Source organism: Pyrinomonas methylaliphatogenes (assembly GCF_000820845.2).
GTDB lineage: Bacteria > Acidobacteriota > Blastocatellia > Pyrinomonadales > Pyrinomonadaceae > Pyrinomonas > Pyrinomonas methylaliphatogenes.
In genome coordinates, this window is the sequence record NZ_CBXV010000008.1 from 159,633 (window position 1) to 178,500 (window position 18,868).

At 59.0% G+C, this 18,868-nt stretch carries 15 protein-coding genes and 1 tRNA gene; 5 read left to right on the forward strand and 11 right to left on the reverse strand.

Going from position 1 to position 18,868, the window contains the following annotated elements; all coding sequences use genetic code 11:
- The first annotated feature begins 11 nt into the window (after positions 1-11).
- Positions 12-1,013 carry an NAD(P)H-quinone oxidoreductase gene (locus PYK22_RS11880; protein ID WP_211197692.1) on the forward strand — a complete coding sequence of 334 codons (1,002 nt, stop codon included), beginning with the start codon at positions 12-14 and terminating at the stop codon, positions 1,011-1,013.
- A gap of 24 nt (positions 1,014-1,037) precedes the next feature.
- Here the strand turns inward: PYK22_RS11880 and PYK22_RS11885 are convergent, their stop codons facing one another.
- From PYK22_RS11885 to PYK22_RS11900, 4 genes are all read right to left on the reverse strand, one after another.
- Entirely contained in the window at positions 1,038-1,583 is a 546-nt protein-coding gene (locus PYK22_RS11885; RefSeq protein ID WP_041977581.1) for a hypothetical protein, read from the reverse strand.
- Positions 1,584-1,663: 80 nt separating this feature from the next.
- Positions 1,664-2,251, reverse strand: coding sequence for a hypothetical protein (locus PYK22_RS16820; RefSeq protein WP_060635616.1), 588 nt, complete (start codon positions 2,249-2,251; stop codon positions 1,664-1,666).
- A gap of 95 nt (positions 2,252-2,346) precedes the next feature.
- Complete coding sequence (locus tag PYK22_RS11895; RefSeq protein WP_041977583.1) at positions 2,347-3,552, reverse strand: DNA double-strand break repair nuclease NurA; 1,206 nt, start codon at positions 3,550-3,552, stop codon at positions 2,347-2,349.
- 81 nt (positions 3,553-3,633) lie between these two features.
- Positions 3,634-4,131, reverse strand: coding sequence for a hypothetical protein (locus PYK22_RS11900; RefSeq protein WP_157770846.1), 498 nt, complete (start codon positions 4,129-4,131; stop codon positions 3,634-3,636).
- A 442-nt stretch (positions 4,132-4,573) separates the two neighbouring features.
- Between PYK22_RS11900 and PYK22_RS11905 the strand changes: the two genes are divergently transcribed.
- Together PYK22_RS11905 and PYK22_RS11910 are read left to right on the forward strand one after the other, a co-directional pair.
- Complete coding sequence (locus PYK22_RS11905; RefSeq protein WP_060635617.1) at positions 4,574-7,663, forward strand: Ig-like domain-containing protein; 3,090 nt, start codon at positions 4,574-4,576, stop codon at positions 7,661-7,663.
- Positions 7,664-7,680: 17 nt separating this feature from the next.
- Complete coding sequence (locus PYK22_RS11910; protein ID WP_041977587.1) at positions 7,681-8,343, forward strand: NF038129 family PEP-CTERM protein; 663 nt, start codon at positions 7,681-7,683, stop codon at positions 8,341-8,343.
- A 326-nt stretch (positions 8,344-8,669) separates the two neighbouring features.
- Here PYK22_RS11910 and PYK22_RS11915 read toward each other — a convergent pair.
- Positions 8,670-8,746: transfer RNA gene (locus PYK22_RS11915), tRNA-Arg, on the reverse strand.
- Between the two features lie 160 nt (positions 8,747-8,906).
- Positions 8,907-10,226 (reverse strand): hypothetical protein, encoded by a 1,320-nt coding sequence (locus PYK22_RS11920; RefSeq protein WP_041977589.1) that lies wholly within the window; start codon positions 10,224-10,226, stop codon positions 8,907-8,909.
- Between the two features lie 353 nt (positions 10,227-10,579).
- Between PYK22_RS11920 and PYK22_RS11925 the strand changes: the two genes are divergently transcribed.
- The gene (locus PYK22_RS11925; protein WP_041977591.1) at positions 10,580-10,906 is read left to right on the forward strand and encodes a DMT family protein; all 327 of its coding nucleotides are present in this window, start codon (positions 10,580-10,582) and stop codon (positions 10,904-10,906) included.
- Between the two features lie 105 nt (positions 10,907-11,011).
- On the opposite strand, the gene PYK22_RS11930 is transcribed toward PYK22_RS11925, so the two are convergent.
- From PYK22_RS11930 to PYK22_RS11950, 5 genes are all read right to left on the reverse strand, one after another.
- Positions 11,012-11,884 carry a YihY/virulence factor BrkB family protein gene (locus tag PYK22_RS11930; RefSeq protein WP_060635619.1) on the reverse strand — a complete coding sequence of 291 codons (873 nt, stop codon included), beginning with the start codon at positions 11,882-11,884 and terminating at the stop codon, positions 11,012-11,014.
- A 19-nt stretch (positions 11,885-11,903) separates the two neighbouring features.
- Positions 11,904-12,773 (reverse strand): signal peptidase I, encoded by an 870-nt coding sequence (lepB, locus tag PYK22_RS11935; RefSeq protein ID WP_060635620.1) that lies wholly within the window; start codon positions 12,771-12,773, stop codon positions 11,904-11,906.
- A 252-nt stretch (positions 12,774-13,025) separates the two neighbouring features.
- Positions 13,026-13,769, reverse strand: coding sequence for a ribonuclease III (gene rnc, locus PYK22_RS11940; protein WP_157770847.1), 744 nt, complete (start codon positions 13,767-13,769; stop codon positions 13,026-13,028).
- Positions 13,770-13,829: 60 nt separating this feature from the next.
- On the reverse strand, positions 13,830-15,005 hold the full coding sequence (locus PYK22_RS11945) for a tetratricopeptide repeat protein (protein ID WP_041977597.1): 1,176 nt from the start codon (positions 15,003-15,005) through the stop codon (positions 13,830-13,832).
- 302 nt (positions 15,006-15,307) lie between these two features.
- The gene (locus PYK22_RS11950; RefSeq protein WP_083437823.1) at positions 15,308-16,927 is read right to left on the reverse strand and encodes a penicillin-binding transpeptidase domain-containing protein; all 1,620 of its coding nucleotides are present in this window, start codon (positions 16,925-16,927) and stop codon (positions 15,308-15,310) included.
- A gap of 326 nt (positions 16,928-17,253) precedes the next feature.
- Between PYK22_RS11950 and PYK22_RS16830 the strand changes: the two genes are divergently transcribed.
- Positions 17,254-18,837 carry a sensor histidine kinase gene (locus tag PYK22_RS16830; RefSeq protein ID WP_060635623.1) on the forward strand — a complete coding sequence of 528 codons (1,584 nt, stop codon included), beginning with the start codon at positions 17,254-17,256 and terminating at the stop codon, positions 18,835-18,837.
- Positions 18,838-18,868 lie beyond the last annotated feature (31 nt).

Below are 18,868 nucleotides of genomic sequence, written 5' to 3' on the forward strand. Positions count from 1 at the left end.
GGGAGGGCGAAATGGCCTCAAAGATGCTCGCCATCACGATCGCGCAGCACGGCGACGTTGACGCGCTCGAACTGCGCGAAGTCGAACGGCCCGAAGCGTGCGCCGATTGGGTGCGCGTGCGCGTGCGCGCCGCAGCTTTGAACCGCGCCGATCTGCTGCAACGTCGCGGCCTCTATCCAGCCCCGCCGGGCGCGCCGAACGACATTCCGGGGCTCGAATTCGCCGGCGAGGTGGACCAGATCGGCGGCGCCGTTCAACGCTGGCGTGTGGGTCAGCGCGTCTTCGGCATCGCGGGCGGCGGCGCGCAGGCCGAATATCTCGTCGTGCCCGAAAGCCATCTGGCCGAAATCCCGCCGAATTTGGATTGGATCGAAGCCGCTGCCGTTCCCGAAGTCTTCATCACGGCGCATGACGCGCTCTTCGCTCAAGCCGATCTCAGATCGGGCGAAAGCGTTCTCATCCACGCCGTAGGATCGGGCGTTGGCACGGCAGCCATCCAGCTTGTGCGCGCTGCCGGCGGGATCGCTTACGGGACGGCGCGCACAGCAGAGAAACTCGACAGAGCGCGCTCTTTAGGTCTCGAGCGCGGCTGTGTGGTCGCGGATGATCCGCGCGTTTTCGTCGAAGCGATTCGCGACTGGACCGGCGGCGCAGGTATCGATCTGATCCTCGATCTGGTCGGAGCCGCCTATCTATCCGCCAACTTAGAGGCGCTCGCGCCTCTCGGGCGCATCATCTTCGTCGGGACGCTCGGCGGAACCAAAGCCTCCTTCGATATCGGACAGGTGATGCGCAAACGCCTACGCTTGATGGGAACCGTGCTGCGCTCACGCTCGATGGAAGAGAAAGCCTCGGCCATGGCGCGCTTCAGTCGCTACGTCGTTCCGCTGCTCGCCCGGGGCGCGGTTCGCCCAGTAATCGACAGCGTCTATCAGGCCAAAGATGTGCGCGAGGCCCACCGTCGGATGGAGTCGAACGCGAACTTCGGCAAGATAGTTCTCACTTTCGACTGAGCGAATCGCTTCCGATCGACGCGCTCATCCCTCCCTCTTGCGCACGAACGCTTCGCCGCGCGGCTCCAATCCGGCTTTCTTCGCGAGCGTGGCGAGGACCGAAGCGAGCAACTGCTTGTCGTCTATCTTGAAGCTCGTCACGCCCGAGACGTTCGTATCCGGGTCGCTGTATTGAAGCGTTAGATAGCGATACTTCTTCCGGATGAACCAAGCTGGGACGTTTGCCCCATATGGCGCAGGGATGCTGCCGATGACGGTCGCCGCCGTCGGACGACGCGAACGATTATCAGCAAAGGCCGCCGTGATCGCTCGATAGGGGATGCTGAACACCTCCTTATCTCGCTTATCGCGAAAGACCAGACGATTGTTCGCATCGTCGAACTGGAGCGTCCCATCCATCTTGCGGTTGTAGCCGAGAACGCCGCCCTCGTATTTGGCTTTGAACGTCTGCGGCGCAGGCGGCAACTCGTTCGGCGCAGATTTATCTTCAGCCACACGCGGGCGCACCTGCGCTTGGACGGCGCCGCACAGGAGCAACGCGAAGAAGATCGTTGCGATCGGTCTCCTCATTTTCGGACGCCCCTCCGATCAAGCGAGTCGAGGCCATTTTATGCCCACCGTTTCCTCTCTGACAACGGGGCTTTGTCGGCTCAGAACCGCGCGTTTTGGAAGACCCGCTGCCAAGCGAGCGTCTTCTTGAGCACGCACAGCCGCCGCGCCTCCTCTCCCGAAGAGAAGGATTCGAGCTGTTCGATGATGGCGCTGATCAACGGGATGGCCATCTCGCGCGCATGCGTCATGATCTGCGCGAAGTAGTGGAGCCGCAGACGGCCATCTCGCCCGAGATGAAAGCGCCGAACCTCATCCGCAGTCATCCGATAGACTTCCGCCGCCACAGGGATGACCCGCTGCGGGATCGCCTGATGCGCTTCACTGCCGGCCCACCATCCGAGAACTAAGATTCCGATCAGCACGCCCAACTCGTCCAGATAATCCGGGCTCAGGATCTCAAGCTCGGCCCGCGGAGAAAGACGCGGCCCATAATCGCCATATCTCGGATTGATGAGCAGCGAATCGTAGACCACCCCGACGATCTCTGAATCGTCCGTCGGAATTCGAACGAATTGAGCGAACCCGTAATCGGACGGCGCCGGCGGATCGGCCACTTCCAAGCGATCAAGGATGCGCCCGACGTAATCGACATGCGAATTCGATCTCACGATGCGCGCGATCTTCATCTCAACCGGTCTCCCCCAAGATCACAAGTCAAAACGCCGCCGAATCTGAGGATCGGCCCCTCAGCGAATCTGTTCGGCGGTCCGCCCTCCAGAGCTCAATGGCGGCGAATTTTGCTCGCCGCCTTGCGCGAGAACGAAAGCTGTAATCCGGCGCGCGAGGCGAATTCCTGGACCAGACGCCAAGCTTGCTCAAGATCGCGCCCGGTAATCACCGCCGCCGCATCAGCCGTCTCGATCGCATACGGATAACCGTTTCCCACGACGCATTCGGCGCGCACGACATCGACGACCTCCTCGAGCAGGCCTTCACGATAGACCCACGACGGGATATCCAGCCTCGCCGGCGGCGCATCCCTGGTCGTCTGCAGATAGACGAATCCGATGCGCGGATCGCCGCTTTCGTCGAGGAAAGCATCTCGCGAATCCTCTATGCCTTCGCGCATGCAATAAAAGAAGATCGTCCGATCCCCCCAACGCGAAAGGGCCGCGGAGCCGTCTTGAGCGCGCAACAGCTGACCGTCGAAGAGCGTCGACTGTCGATTATCTTCAGCCAAGAAGTCGAGCAGCTTGACCAGATCGCGCGCTTGACTCTGATCGATATAACCGACGATCGGAACCCGCGCTTCGTCCGACTTCCGCACCAGATGTAAGACCTTTTCGATATACTGATCCTGTCGGCGCGTGCGGGGCTGCGCGTAAGAGATGAACAACGATCCATCGAAGAAGGCTACGGGGGCGCGCTCGCCGCGCGTTTGCCATCCCCTCTTGTCCTCGATGAACTTTTCGATCATCTCGATCTCGCCGGAAAAACGGCGGAAGTTGACGATCGCTTCCGGCGTCTCGGCCTCGTTCTCGCAAAAAGCCGTCGGCGTGATGAGCTCGAGCTTAACCTCTTTGCGATAATCCTCCTCCGCGCAGTGCGGATTCTCGAAAGAAGCGATCTGAACGACGGCGACCGGCGGGATCAACTCGCGCAATAGCGCTTGCCCGCCATCGGCGGCGTATGTCGTTCGACCGCTCAAGACATCAGCCGCCCAACGGCGCGCCCCTTCATGCGACCGCCACAGCCGCTGATCCTGAGAGAATCTGCAGGCCAAAGAGCGCGATCTATCGAGTTCGTCCGAAGGGAACGCGCCGCGAAACTCAGCGCACCGCATCCGCACCTGTTGCGCGCTCATTCCCGCGAGCTCGTTAAGCAGTCCGACGCCGCGGTCCATCTCTTTTTGCCAGGCGTCATTCAATCGCTTGAAATCTTCGATACACTTGTCGAGCGCTGAAACGAAATGCTTCAAATGCAACATCAGCGATCCACCTCAGACGAAAAAGCGATTCCCCTCCTTTGAAGGGCATAGCGCGATCTATCGCCTTTTGCCTCTCCACGCTCACCTTTTCTGCGCGCGACTCAACTGCTCGGCGGAAGGGCTATAGTAAGCCCGGCGCAAACGCCCGTTCATGAAGCTATAGACGATGCCATCCTTCTGATTGCGATAGATCGCGACCGGCCCGCGCTCTTCGCGCGCGAAATTCGGATCAGCCTCCACGCCGAGCGATTGCGGCGTATCGGGCGCATTGTCGTATTCGACGACTACTTGCAATACCGTCCCTTCCAGATTCGGATCGAGATGTTTGGTTTCGGCGAACTTCGGCGTGACGAAGGTCACCGTCACTCTGCCACCGACGATCTTGAACCGCAACTCGTTCGTCGCTTCGCCCGGCCCCGGAAGCGGTTTGCCGAGGATCCGCTCCACATCATCACGCCGCGATTTCAACGGCTCGATCCCCTGCCACGGCGCAGAGATGGCAAACGGCGCGGCGAACATGATGACTAAAGCGAGGCGCGCAAGTTCGACTTTCAGCATGAGCTTACGATGTGACCCCATGATTGTTGCACCTGTGCGATCGCTTTTCATGCGCGTCATGGCGCTAATGCTACCCCGTGCGCGCGCAGGATTCAAGAGGGATCGGTTCAATCCCGCCGCTTCATCACGCAGCTTGCTGCAAATTCTTGACTGTTGAAGGCGTCCGATGCGCGCAATCCTCGCCCTTTGAGGCAGATCGCATCACCGCCGCAAATTTTTTATAGAGCCGAAAAAGCCCGCGCAACGCCCGCCCTCAAATCTCGCCTTCGCGATCCCGATTTTATCGAGATTTAACTCACACACAACCGAAGGTTAACAAATCAAGCTCTATCCTCTTCACCTCCGAAGATGAGCGCTCTACGCGCGGGCTTGACGCGCTCATGCTAATGCGTGTAGAAAAGGCAACGCTCTTTTCACCCGTTTTATCAAGACGTCCTCTTCGGAGAGAAAGGTTTCTTCTCGCGTGTTGACTCAACCGAAGCGCGGCATTGTCCGCACGTCTCTTTTCATCGCCCTCGTCATATTCATCTTCCTGATCTACCAAGCGGCGCGCTTCGCCCGGCAAGCGAACGCGCAGACTTCCGCCCCGCAAATAGTCATCAGCCAAATCTACGGCGGCGGTGGCAACAGCGGCGCCGCTTACAAGAACGATTTCATCGAGCTCTTCAACCGCGGGTCGTCGCCCGTAAGTTTGAACGGCTGGTCCGTGCAATACGCTTCGAGCGCGGGATCAAGTTGGCAGGTGACGACGCTCTCGGGGACGATTCAACCGGGCCAGTATTACCTAATCAAAGAGGCCGCCGGTTCTGGCGGCACGACGGATCTGCCGTCGCCCGATGCGACGGGCAACATCGCCATGAGCGCGACCGCCGGCAAAGTCGCGCTCGTCAGCAGCGCGACGGCGTTGAGCGGTTCGTGCCCCACAGCGAATGTCGTCGATTTTGTCGGCTACGGGAATACGACGAACTGTTTCGAGGGGACTGGACCAGCGCCGACATTGAGCAACACGACGGCGGCGTTGCGCGCCGGCAATGGTTGCACTGACACGAACTCAAACAGCGCGGACTTTTCCGCCGGCGCCCCCAATCCGCGAAATTCGAGTTCGCCGCTTGCTCCTTGCGGAGGCGAGCCAATGCCTTCGCCGACCCCATCGCCGTCCCCCACGCCGCCGCCGGCCATCACGCCGATTCACATGATTCAGGGCAGCGGCACAACTTCACCGCTCGTTGGACAGAACGTGACGACGAGCGGCATCGTTACGGGACTTCGCTCGAACGGCTTCTTCATTCAAACGCCCGATGCGGAAGCCGACAACGATCCGAACACTTCCGAAGGCCTCTTCATCTTCACGTCTGGCGCGCCGCCCGCCGCAGCGGCCATCGGCAATCGCGTCAACGTGACGGGCACGGTGGTCGAGTTCCGCCCGCCCTCGGATCCGAACAGTCCGCCGCTGACTGAACTCTCCGGCTCCGTGACGGTGGCTTTGGTCTCGACGAACAATCCGTTGCCGACGCCAGTAACGCTCACGCCGAGCGATACGTCGCCCATCGGCCCAGTTGAACAGCTCGAGAGATACGAAGGCATGCGCGTGCACGTCGATACTTTGATCGTCGTCGGTCCAACGGGCGGCTCAATCAACGAATCGACGGCGACTTCCGCGTCAAACGGCATCTTTTACGGCGTGATCGCTGGCGTCGCTCGCCCGTTCCGCGAACCAGGCATCTCGGTGTTAGATCAATTGCCTTCCGGTGCGCCGTGTTGCGTGCCCCGTTTTGACACCAATCCGGAGAAGTTGCGCATCGACAGCGACGCGCAACCGGGCGCGACGCCTCTTGAGGTGACCGCCGGAAGCATCGTCTCGAACATCACCGGTCCACTCGATTTTGGCGCGCGCACCTATACGATCCTGCCCGATGCGGCAACGCCGCCTGTAGTCTCAAATATCGGCAGCGCCGTTTCGGTGCCCGACCCGACCGCGGACGAGTTCACCATCGCATCTTTTAACATGGAGCGCTTCTTCGACGCGACGGACGATCCGGCGATCAGCGAACCCGTCTTGACGACCGCCGCTTTCGATAACCGATTGCGCAAGGCGTCGCTGGCGATCCGCCAAGTGATGAAATCACCTGACATCATCGGCGTCGAGGAAGTGGAGAATCTTGCCACTTTGCAAGCCGTAGCCAACCAATTGAACGGCGACGAGGTCGCCGCCGGACGCTCGAATCCGAACTATCAGGCCTACTTGATCGAAGGGAACGACCAAGGCGGAATAGACGTCGGATTTTTGGTTAAGACGAGTCGCGTCGAAGTCATCGAAGTGCGACAGGAAGGGAAGAATGCGACCTACGTAAATCCGCTCACGAACCAGCCGGAGTTGCTGAACGACCGTCCGCCGCTCGTCCTGCGCGCCCGCGCCCATAGAGAGAGTGATAGCGCGGGACGCACCGTGACGGTCGTCGTCAATCATCTACGCTCGCTCTTGAGCATAGATGATCCAGCGGAAGGGGCGCGCGTGCGCGCTAAAAGGCGCGCTCAGGCGGAATTTCTCGCGAGCCTCTTGCAATCGCTGCAAACGTCGTCGCCGACTGAACCGGTCATCTCGGTTGGCGATTACAACGCCTTCCAGTTCAACGATGGCTATGTTGACGTGATCGGAACCGTGCGCGGGCAACCGACGCCACCCGAGCAAGTTGTGCTCGCCTCAAGCGATCTGGTCAATCCCGACCTCACCGATCTGGTGGACCAGTTGCCGGCGCAAGAGCGTTACTCGTATGTCAACAACGGCGACGCACAGGTGCTCGATCACATCATCGTCAATCAAGCGGCGATGGCGATCTTTAACCGCTTCGCCTACGCGCGCAACGATGCCGATTTTCCCGAAAGCTTTCGCAACGATGCGACGCGACCGGAGCGCATCTCGGATCATGACATGCCCGTCGCATACTTCGCCCTGCCGCCCATCAACCGAGCGCCAATCGCCAACGATCAAGCCGTGACGGTCACCTATGCAACGCCCCTCACGTTCGCGCTCGACGCGAGCGACCCGGATGGCGATGCGCTCGCGCTCACGCTCGTTTCGGCTCCGAATAAAGGCGCGATCGCTTTCAACGACGCGAACCGGACGGCGACCTACACGCCGAACCCTAAAGCTTCGGGGATGGATGCCTTCATCTACGCGATAACAGATGCGGGCGGGTTGAGAGCGCAAGCGACCGTGTCGATCAGCATCACGCCAGAGGACGTCTCCGCGCTGGTCCGCGCGACGAGCTCCGGGTTGATCTACAGCCGCGCGACGCGCACTTATAACGGCACCATCACCATAACGAACGCGAGCGCGCGCACCATCGCCGGTCCGCTGCAGATCGTGTTGAGCGCTCTGACATCCGGCGTCACGCTCGTCAACGCAAGCGGCACATACAACGGAGATCCCTACATCACAGCCAACGCCGTTTCGCTGGCGCCGAACGAATCGGTGACGATCAGCGTGCGGTTCGACAATCCATCGAACGCCCGCATCAGTTACGCGGCGCGAACGTATGCAGGCATCTTCTAGCAAGGAGAGGAAATTGAATGAAGGTTCAAGCGACAGTTGTTCATCGAATCGGCCTTTTATCATTCTTTCTGCTCGCATTGATGGCGCACGCTGAAGCGACTCCGGTTTCCTATGACGTTTCGGTCAACACCAACGCCATCAGCGGGAGCAGCGGATATCTCTCGTTTCAATTCAATCCTGGCGGCGCGGATGCGCCAAGCGCCACGGCAACGATCAGCAATTTTGCTTCCATCGGTGGCACGCTCTCTGTGACGTCGAATAACAGCGGCGGCGCAAGTGGCACATTACCTTTGACGGTGACGATCAACAACAGCGATCAGCTAAACGAACTCTTTCAAGGTTTCACCTTCGGTTCGAGCTTTTCGTTTCAACTCACCTTCGCTGGTCCAGCCATCGAATCTTCAAGTGGAGCATCCTCGGGCAGCGCCTTTGCGCTCTCGCTTTACGCTTCCGACGAACAAACGCCATTGCTAACTATCGATCCGAATGGAACGGTACTGACCATCTTGATTGCCCCGAACGGCGACCGGACCGTTCAAACTTTCCCAGCAGATGATCGAGGCAGCCCGCCGACGGTGACGATCGCGGAGCGAATAGCAGCAGTGCCTGAACCGGCGACTTTGTGGCTGTTCGCGATGGGCGCGTTCGGGCTCGGCCTCGCTAAAAGGCGCATTCCCTAGCAAATCCGAGAGCAATTCGTTTTCTTGTCATCGATTCAGTCAACAGAGGCAACACGGGGCGGTTCGTCTGGTAAGAGTGCCGCGCGAAGGATTTTTTGTTTGCGCCCGCTTTATTGGATGCGGTTCATCTGGCGAGAGCCGAGGAAGCAATCGAGGCATTGGATGTGGCTCATCTGGTGAGAGCCAAGGAAGCAATTGAGACACGGCGAGCCGTCTCGAGGAAGCGCCGAAAGGCTATTGCTCGAAGCAGAGTTTCGCGCGAAGCGCCAGGGGAATACTTCGTGCGGGAAAAGGGGCTTTTTCCGCCGAATTTCGCTGCATAAGGATGGTGCACCCGGGAGGACTCGAACCTCCGGCCTTCTGATTCGTAGTCAGACGCTCTATCCACCTGAGCTACGGGTGCACTTAAAATATCTGAGCGCGATGCCTTAAGGTTTCCCCTTGTTCAGGACTCAGGGCGCGGCTTTTATCTTCTCAAGAGAGTTCTCTTGGAGTTCTCCCGGAAGAAATATCACATAAACATCGTTATTTTGTCAAAGAACTAGCGACGTTCTCTCCCACAGCTATAGAAGATCCCGCATCAGATCCTCGACCTCTGCAGCATTGCCTCTAGCTATGCTCACTTCATCGCCCTCAAGCTTCACCCAGGTCAAGCGCCCGGCGATGCGCCATATAAAACTTCGATTTGAAGGGTCGTGCCTTTCCGCCATCAACTCACCTTTGCGTCGGCAAAGCTCATTGTAGGCGCGATAGAACTCTTCGGCGTCGCGTCGTGAATCCCAAACGGTCTTCCAGAAGAAGAGTTCAGCGCCATCTTCACGGGCAAAAAGATATGCGCAATCTCCACCCCAACCAGCGGCGGCTTGGATCGCTTCCGGTCGCGCGAGCGCCGAAAGCAGTAGACCGCGAATGCCTATTTCGCCAAGCGGCGTTGCCGTCACGAGTCGCCAACCGCCGTTCGTCAGAGTTCCGGTATCCAACTCGATCGCTCGCGGTTCCTCGCGCGCCAGATATTTTTCCGGGTGAAGGATCTGTTCGCTCGAGGTCGGTGGATGACGGAACAGTTCGTCGATAACGGATTGCCCTTTCTTTCTTCTAAGCTCCTCGACGAATCGCGCCCCATCGCGATAACGGAAGATGAAGGTTTCCGTCAAGAGCGGCGGGAATAGGTCGCCGATCTCCGCGCGATAGCTCCTTAATCTCTCATCCTCCTGGCGCGTTATCTCGGCGAGCGAGCGGCGCATGAAAGCCTCTCCTTCCTCTAAACGCCTTTGCACGTTGAGCGCATCGCCCTCGATCACCGCGAAGATGGCTTCGCTTCGATCGAAATTGTAGGGGCGTGCGGTGAGCAAGCGCAGAAGATCGAAGTGTTGATCTTGCAGCGCGTGCACATATTCGTGCGCGAGAAGTGAAAGGCCATGTGGTTGATTGGCCAACAAGAGGACACGTTTGTCGAGCGGTGAGTAGTTAGCGCCTGCGGATATGGCCGCAAAGCTCGCGGCCAAAGTGGCGAGATCCGTCCCTTCGGGCAGCATGCCTCCCGCAGAGGCAAGTCGGCTCAGGGCGCGTAGATCGTCGCCCCCCAAATAATTTGCCATCTCGCTGTTACGTGGCCCATACTCCCAAGCGTAGAGCTCAGTTAAAGGCACGTCCGCGTACCACGCGAGCCCGCGCAACTCTGCGACACGTCGCATCGCCTCCTTGCGCTCCGCCTCCAATTCAGGCGGTAAGGGGCGATCGGGCAACGGCGGCAGCGCTGGCCTAGATGGACGCGCCGTCACTACATAGGAGCTTCTGCGCGACGGCTGCTCCCGATGACAACTAGCTGCGCTCAATATCGCGATGAGCGCGAGACTCGAAGCGACGCCAGCTTTGCCACGCATAGCAGTCTTTAGACGCATAGGATCAGTCTTGGGCTGCCATCATAGTTGGAGGTCGGACTCCATTGAGATTCAGATCGCATCTCTTCGCTGCACATCTGATCTCTTTGATGATCTTCTTCCCATCTTCGAACATCTGCCAAGGCGCGCCTGTCGCTGATCCCCGCTCAATCTCCTTTAAGATAACACAAACCAAACGTCGTTATATGTTAAGATTTGACTATTAAATCGATTACTAGTAACACTAAAGAAGCACATCGGGCATAACTAAAGTCTCCGAGGGCGAATAAGCGGCTTGGCTTTAGGGTCCGATCGTTTTCGCGCCGGAGGCTTTGGTATCCAGGAGGGTTTCGCCATTGAGAACGGTTATCTTGCTGACCATCTCCAACGTCTTCATGACTCTTGCGTGGTATGGCCATCTTAAATTCAAAAATAAACCCTTAGCGATCGCGATCCTTGCCAGTTGGGGGCTAGCTCTTTTCGAATACATCTTCCAGGTGCCAGCCAATCGTTTCGGCGCCCAGCGCTTCACCGTCACTCAACTGAAGATCTTGCAGGAATGCATTACGCTCAGCGTCTTTACGGTGATCGCCTACTTGCTCTTCGGCGAGCAACTTCGCTGGAACACGTTCATAGCTTATGCGCTGATCATCGCGGCAGTTTACTTCGCGTTCCGCTTCTGACGGACTCCAGGTGAGAGCATCAAACCGCCTGCGCGGCTTTACTCCGTGGCTGTCTCACGCGACATAGTAATACTGAATACTGATCGCCTTCCAACATGCGCGGCCTCACTCCGTGGCTATTTCATCCATCATCCTCTCCGCCTCGGAGTTTATCTCGCCGCCGATCAAGATCGCCGCGCCCGTTAGGTAGAACCAAAGCATGAGGATGATGACGGCTCCGAGCGCGCCGTAGGTCCTATTGTATGAATTGAAATACTGTAGGTAAGCGCGCAGACCGAACGAAACGATCAACCAAAGAGCGACGCCGACGGCTGATCCCGGCGTAATCCACCGCCACTTGGGCTTTTCAAGATTCGGCGCGAAGCGATAGATCAGGGCGAACGCGAAGAGCAGAAAGAAGAGGATCAACGGGATCTGCGCTATCCGCCAGGCGATGGTGAAGAGAGCGCCAAGCCCGAGTTTGCTGGCGATGAAACGCCCGATCCCTCCACCGTAGAAGATGATAGCTAGCGTCGAGATGATGAAAACGGCCAACCCTATGGTCAAAAGCACCGCCGTCAACCGCGCCTTCCACCAAGGCCGCGTCTCCTTGACGCCGTAGGCGACGTTGAGCGTATTGCTGATCGCGCTCATCCCGCTCGAAGCCGCCCAGAGCGTGGCGAGGATGCCGAACGAGAGCTTTCCGCTCCCGGCCCCTCGATTTATCTCATCGACCGTTCGATGAATGAGGTCATAAGCGGAGATAGGCAATACCTTCGCCAGATAAGTGAAGAGCGCGTTACGCAGCTTCGACCCGGCCTCGGCGAAATAGCCGAGCAGCGTCGTCAGAAAGAGCAGCAATGGGAAGAGCGAGAGCAGGAAGTAGTATGAAAGTTGGGCCGCGCGTCCGAAGATATCATCCTTCCAGATGCGGCACCATGTGCGCGCGATGACCCTCCTCCAATCGATCAGCGCGATCTCTCGAAATTCGCGCAGCATGCGCCGCCTCTCGGTTGAGCTATTTGACCAACGTCCCCGTCCGACTCCAACGCGTGTTGCGGAGAAAGTCGATCACCGGATTTCCGCTGGAAGGAGCGCTCTCATCATACGACCAGTAGACGAACATCGCGCGCCCGATGATTAGATCGCGTGGGACGAATCCCCAAACACGACTGTCAGAACTATCATCGCGATTATCTCCCATGACGAAGTAGTGGTTAGGCGGGACGATGACCGAATGCCCATTCACGCCGTAAAAGAAATCGTCATAGGGGACCGGAGTGGGACTGTAGTAGACCTTGTATAGTTCATCGCCGCGACGCGGCTCCTCTTCGATCACCTCGAGCGGCGCATCTTTCCGCCTCTCGACGGCGATGACGCGCTGTTCGGGCAGCGGTTGGCCGTTAACGTAAACGCGATCGTCGCGGATCTCGATCCGATCTCCCGGCAAGCCGACGACCCGCTTAACGAAGTTTGTCTTAAAAGGCGTGCTTGTCGGATCGGTCAGATCGCGCACCGGATTACGCTTATTGCCGGGATATTTGAAGACGATGATGTCACCGCGACGGATGTCCCGCTGCGGCAAGAACCAAACGTGCGGGCCGGGCGCGAAGATGAATTTGTTAACCAGAAGATGATCGCCGATCAAGATCGTATTCTGCATCGAGCCGGTCGGGACCTTTACCGCCTGAACGACGAACGTGATGCCGAAAAGGGCCATGATGATGGTCACGACCGCCGACTCGAAATACTCGCGCACGACGCTACGCGGCGGGCCGACCTCCTCTTTGGCCTCAACCCGCTCCTTCTTCGGAGGGGAGATGGTCGCTGGATCGACCGAGGCAGACTGAGCCTGCGACCCGAACGCGCCCGATTGCTCTTTGCTCATAGCAGGCATCCTAAAAAAGTTACGCATCTATGGTCAAGCGCTTCTCCCGCGCGGAGCGTCTTGTAACGAACCATCATAATCGCAAAGACCGTGAAGCGATTTGCCATCCCGATCGCCGCCCTCAGCACGTTCGAGATCCTCAAACGACGCGCCATCCGAACCGTTTGAAACGGAGAGGTTCAAAAGCGCGCCTCAAGGAGCCCCGGCCTCGGCTCGGCGGGTGAGCGATCGTTTGCGCGCCGATCCGCCTCATCACTTCAACTGTTCGAGCGCACGCCGCGCCGCTTCCATCTCCGCCGCCTTAATCGAACGCCCTTCACCTTGGGCGCACCCGCCGTCCCATCGCACCTCGACGCGGAAACATCGCCGATGCGGCGGGCCGGAGACCTCGACGACGCTGTATTGCGGCGTTGGCTGCTGTTTAGCCTGTAACAGCTCCTGCAGCATCGTCTTGTAATCAGCCGCCGCTGCCGTTTCGGGGCTCACCCGGGCCAGTTCGGGCTCAAGCGCGCGCAGAACGAATTTCGAGGCGGCGCTCAGTCCGCCATCTATGTAGATGGCTCCGAGCACGGCCTCGAAGGCGTCAGCCAAAAGCGCGTGTTTGCGCCGCCCACCCGTCTTCTCTTCGCCGCGACCGAAACGGAGAAACTCGCCCAAACGCAACCGCTCGGCAGCGCGCGCCAGCGTCGTCGCGCTGACGAGCCGATGCTTCATACGCGACAGTTCCCCTTCGGTCAAATCCGGGTAGGAACGAAAAAGATGTTCGGCGATGATAAGGCCGAGCACTGAATCGCCGACGAACTCTAGCGCCTCGTTGTGCAACGCACGAGCTTTCTCCGCTTCGCCGGGACGGACATGTTCGTGCGCCCATGAACGGTGGGTGACCGCCCGCTCCAAAATGGAGCGATCGTTGAAACGGTAAGCGATGTGATCTTCCAGCTCCCTCAGTTCTCCCGCGCCGTTTCGCTCCCCCATATCGCTGATCGATTCTAACACAAGTGCCGACTGCACACTTTGCGCAGCCGGCACCTCAGCGAGAACCAACGCTGTCCGTTTCTACGAGCGATTGCTGGCCATCTTGCGCATCATCGGCTGTTTGATGGGCGACGATTGCGGTTTGGGGCTTGCGCTGGCGGGAACGCTCTGCTGCGCTGCGGGATTGGCTGCGGCGGGCGAAGCGCCTGTAGTCCCCCCCGATGGCTGCGATGTCGGCGTTGGCGTCGGGGCTGGCGTTGGGATCGTCGGCGACGGCAACGGTTTAGTGGTCACGCTGGCGATCAACTGGTCCAGCCCGGTCGTCGAATCGTTGTTGCGAAACTTGTAGAAAGCCGTCAATTGATTCGTCCACTCGACCTTACGCTGCTGGTAGCGCGCCTCACCGCTGGCATTGGCGTAAGCGATGGCGCGAGCGTAAGCATCGATGATCCGATCGATCACCTGATTGAGCTGCGCAAGCGCCGCCTGTTGCTCAGGCGATTCCGGCTGGCCTTGATACTTATCGCGATACTCCTTAGCCATCGGCTCATAATAGGCCTGCTGATAAGCGAGGGCCAGAAGCGCATATGTTTGCGGATCCTTCTTCGCGAAGCCCTCGTACTGGGCCGCCTTGTACAGATAGTTGAGCGCTTCGCGCGGATTGTTCTGCTTGACGGCGTAGATCCCCAGCGCGTAGTTCAACCAACCGAGCGTCTCATCTTTATTGAAATTGGTCGCCCCCTGGGGCGCTTTACCGGCTTCGATCTCTTGCAGAGTCTTCCGCGCGATTGCCGCAGCATCTGGGATGATCGCATCCTGTCCGGCGGTGACGGCCCCCAGCCCGGACCAAGCGGTGGCGATCATCACCGATAGATTATCGGGCTCTTCCGCCAAGATCTGCTTGCCGAGAGGGAAAGCTTCCGCGTACTTCTGCTGTTGGTAAAGCTGCTGGAAGCGCGAGCGCAATTCAGCTTTCTGTGTCGCCTGCTCGTAAGCGGTGACGAACCTGCGTATGTAGTTAACATATTGATCGTTCTCATTGCCGAAGCAGCTCAAATACTCTTTGCCCGCTTCATAAGCGACTTGTTGATTCGTCTTGAGGTTGCTGGTGAAGCGATTATAAGTCTGCTGCTTGAACTCTTCTGTGCACTTGCCGGATGGCGCTTGCTGCGAACCTGAACTTTCCTGTGCGGGCGTCGATAAGGCTAAGACAGCCAACAGCACAGCGAGCGCGAACGTTTTGATCGAATTTTTCATTTGTGGCAGGTCCTCCAAGAACGTTTTTCCATCTCACTCCTTCAAACGCGATCCGCTCATGCTTGTAAAGCGCGCGTCATTCATTCCGATGCTAGCCTTGGGAGAGTCGGTTGTCCTCACAACTCATCGCATCGTCGCTTTAGACCAGATGGAGAGAGACTTCGCGATGCGCAGTGATACTGCAACAAACTGGAGAATCCTGTCAAGTGAATCACAAAGCCACACGGAAAAATAAAAAAACGCCCCAATTGTTGCAAATCTGCTGGCGGGGCTTTGCAACTCGAAGACAATTTCCGAAGGCCTTACGGCTTGAGAACGCGGCGCGGGCGCGAGATGCTGGATGGATCCTTCCTCGCGGAGGGCGAATCAGGCTCTTTCTGCGCAGGCGACGACGCAGAAGGGTCGCCCTCTTTCTGCGTAGGTGTCGGCGTCTGCGGCGCTGGGCGTGCCACCGGTTTGATGACCGTCCGCATCTTCGATCCGCTCTGTCCATTCGGGCCGTTCATCTCGCCAGATTCGGTGTCATCCGCCTCTTTCTCCTCATCGCTGATCGCGGCGGCGTCGACCGGATTCACTTTCGGATGCGGCACAAGATCAGGCGCTGTGGCGAAGGCTGGCGGATTGGGCGTCCCGAAGCGATGGGCGAGCGCGCGATAGATTTGCCCGGCGATCGCGGCGGCGGTCCGGCCTCGCTCATGTGAACCGCGCGTGACGACGACGATGGCGAGTTTCGGATCATGCACCGGCGCATAGGAAGCGAACAGCCCTAACCATGAGCCTTGGCCGATGCAGGTGCCCGTTTTACCGGCGATCGTCTGCGTCGGATCGTATGCTAAGCGCGCCGTGCCGTAATTGACCGCGCCGATCATTCCGGGGATCAAACGCCGCAGGTAATCTTGCGGGATGTTCAATTGGCGACGGACCTCCGTCTTGAAATTGATCGTCTCTTCAGGCGTGCGCGGCAGATGCGGGACCAGAAGTTTCCCGCCATTGGCGATGGCCGACACGAGCGTCGCCAGTTGAATCGGCGTCACCTCGAAATCGTCGCCGTGCGAAGACATGTGATTGACCGCGTAGCCATACTTGTAGACCGGGACGCGCCCCGGATACTCGTTCGGATGATTGATCCCGGTCCGCTCGCCCAAGCCCAGTTCATGCGCGTATTTGATCATCTTCTCGAAACCGACGTTCCCGCCGACGCGCTGGAAGAAGCCGTTGTTGGAGAAAGCGAGCGCATCCGTCAAGTCGAGCGAGTAGCTCCCGCCGATATTGACTAACTGCACCGGATCGATGACGTTCTCGCACAGCCCGGCCAAGCCCGTCACCAGCTTGATCGTCGAGCATGGTTTGAAACCGCGCCTTATGGCCCACTCTTGATTGACGATCGTGTAGACGCGGCCCGTCTTCGGATCCATGACGACGACCGTTCCAGCATGATCGCCGAGCGCGGCGATCGCCGCGCGGCGCACCTCGAGATCTTCACCCGTCGTCTCATCGCGGGCGATGTTCGCCATCGCCTCGTTGCGCAACGCTTGATCCAGCGCGCGCTGACGGGCGATCGCGGCAAGGCGCGCAGCTTCTTCTCGCCGACGCCGTTCCGCCTCACGACGCGCGGCGAGCAACCGCTCGCGCCGCGACAAACGCTTTCCCTTCGCCGTCAATCGCTCCGCACCGCCTTTTTTCCGAGCGGTCTTCGCGCTTCGCTCTTTTCGACTCGAACTCTTCCGCGCCGAAGAGGCGGAGCTACTGCGCGTGCGCCGACCGCTCGCCTGACGCGCCTCGCTGCGCGCCGCCGCAGCCTTTTTCACCGTCTGTTTGGTCCGCTTCTGCGCGCGGGCGGCGAACGATATGCCGCCACTGAACGCGAGAGTGAAAAGAAGGACTAGAGAGATGATAACCGGGGAACGTTTCGTCAAAGTCATCCTTGGGTCAACCTCGGTCGCTGGATTTCGGCACTTAACTTGATGATCGGCGAAGCGAAAACGTTGGCGCTTCGCCTCCCAAGCCTCGTTTCAAAAAGCCCTCCCACGCTCCACAATGCGATCGCTCCGTTGAAAAACCGTCCGCTTTTCGTCGTGCGATGATTCGGTCCGAGTCAAACGACTCGAACGTTATGAGGAGAGGGAAGAGCAAAAGAACTTCAGCGCCGTCTCCGAAAGAGGGATTGCGCCGGAGACGTCTTCACTATAACATTTCTTCTGAGCGCGCAGCAATCGATTTTTCATTCGGTCTGAAGATCGCGGCCCCGATGAAAGGGATGGGACAGTCGAAACTGATCTATAGTTTCCGCGCGCGGCTGTTGCTGATCTTCGCCTTGCTGCTCGTGACCACGCTCGGCGTTCAATATCAACTGAATGAGTGGGAACGCCAGCGCGTCGCGCGCATCATCGAAGAACAGGAGCAGGCCTTAGCGGCTGGCTTCTCGCTCGCCATCGAGAGCCTCTCCTCGCCGGAACGGCTCGCCGATCTGAGCAAGAAGAAGCGCGCGACCTTCCTCGAGCGCGAGGCCGATCGCTTGATTAACATTCTCATCGTCGATGACGTCGGCGCGATCCCCGACCGCCTCGATCCAGAGGACCGCGTGACCGATAGTCTCGACCCGAAATATAATCCACAACAACAACCCGACGGCTCCTTTCACTACTTCAAGCTCGGTGAAGTTCCGCTCCCGCCGATCATCGAGGCAGAACAAAACCCGACTGGCGCGGGAAACGGCGCGACCGATCTCCTCAGCGCTTACGTGAGGCCAACTGAAGCGGGCAAACCGCGCGCGTTCCCCTTTCCCGTCCTAACCGATCAGGGCCGCAGCTACATCATCATCATCCTCGGTTCGGCGAGCGCCAGCTACGCGCCCTCGCCCTGGCGCGTCATTCGCCCGCTGTTGCCGACCTTGGCGATACTTCTTCTGGCGACGCTCGTCGCGGCGCTTCTCGTCTGGCGCTTTACGCGCCCGATCCGGGAGCTTTCGCAAGCGGCCAAGCGAATCGCCGCCGGAGACTTCGACTTCCAAGTCCCCGCCGCGAACAGGCGCGATGAGATGGGCGAGCTCGCCGCCGTCTTCAATGAGATGATCGCCGGGCTGCGACGCATGCGCCAGCTCGAAGTCGAGCTTCATCAAGCGGAACGCTCCGCCGTCATCGGCAGACTGGCTTCGGCCATCGCTCACGAAATACGCAATCCGCTCAACTACATCAACCTCACGCTGGACCACCTGCGCACGCAGTTCAACCCAACCGAACCGGAGAAGCGCGCCGTTTTCGAAAGATTGACCAAACAGGTCAAAGATGAGGTGGCGCGTGCCAACGCGCGCATCACGGAGCTTTTGAGCTACTCGCGCCCATCGAGATTGAAGCTTCGCCCGCTCGCGCTGCGCCCGATCATCGAAGACGTGCTGCGCACGGTCGAGGTGCAAGCTGCGGAGAACGGCATCGCGATCCATCTCGAAGAACAGACTGCTTCACCGCAAGTGCTGGGCGACGCGGAATCTTTACGCTCACTCTTCTCCAACCTCATCATCAACGGCCTGCAAGCGATGGATGGGCATGGCGGCGAGCTGACGATCGCGATCGCGCCCGCCGAAGACGGTCGCGTGCGCGTGCTCGTCAAAGACACAGGCCAGGGCATCCCGCCTGAAGACCTGCCTCACCTTTTCGAACCCTATTTCTCGACCAAGGAGACGGGAACCGGACTGGGACTGGCGATCGTCAAAAAGGCCGTCGAAGATCACGGCGGGACGATTCAGGTGGAGAGCAGAGTCGGTCAAGGGACGACCTTTACGGTGACGTTACCTGCAGCCAGCGATGCGGCCCACAGGCGAGACGCGGAACCGTAGGGAGATCTGCTATCATAAAGGATGGGGACTG

Bases quoted from the DNA above. Each gene is read 5' to 3' on its own strand.
- PYK22_RS16830 (WP_060635623.1), top strand. From the start codon at position 17,254: ATGAAAGGGATGGGACAGTCGAAACTGATCTATAGTTTCCGCGCGCGG.
- PYK22_RS11910 (WP_041977587.1), top strand. From the start codon at position 7,681: ATGAAGGTTCAAGCGACAGTTGTTCATCGAATCGGCCTTTTATCATTC.
- PYK22_RS11920 (WP_041977589.1), bottom strand. From the start codon at position 10,226: ATGCGTGGCAAAGCTGGCGTCGCTTCGAGTCTCGCGCTCATCGCGATA.
- PYK22_RS11930 (WP_060635619.1), bottom strand. From the start codon at position 11,884: ATGCTGCGCGAATTTCGAGAGATCGCGCTGATCGATTGGAGGAGGGTC.
- PYK22_RS11945 (WP_041977597.1), bottom strand. From the start codon at position 15,005: ATGAAAAATTCGATCAAAACGTTCGCGCTCGCTGTGCTGTTGGCTGTC.
- PYK22_RS11900 (WP_157770846.1), bottom strand. From the start codon at position 4,131: ATGGGGTCACATCGTAAGCTCATGCTGAAAGTCGAACTTGCGCGCCTC.
- PYK22_RS16820 (WP_060635616.1), bottom strand. From the start codon at position 2,251: ATGAAGATCGCGCGCATCGTGAGATCGAATTCGCATGTCGATTACGTC.
- PYK22_RS11950 (WP_083437823.1), bottom strand. From the start codon at position 16,927: ATGACTTTGACGAAACGTTCCCCGGTTATCATCTCTCTAGTCCTTCTT.
- PYK22_RS11885 (WP_041977581.1), bottom strand. From the start codon at position 1,583: ATGAGGAGACCGATCGCAACGATCTTCTTCGCGTTGCTCCTGTGCGGC.
- PYK22_RS11895 (WP_041977583.1), bottom strand. From the start codon at position 3,552: ATGTTGCATTTGAAGCATTTCGTTTCAGCGCTCGACAAGTGTATCGAA.
- lepB (WP_060635620.1), bottom strand. From the start codon at position 12,773: ATGAGCAAAGAGCAATCGGGCGCGTTCGGGTCGCAGGCTCAGTCTGCC.
- PYK22_RS11880 (WP_211197692.1), top strand. From the start codon at position 12: ATGGCCTCAAAGATGCTCGCCATCACGATCGCGCAGCACGGCGACGTT.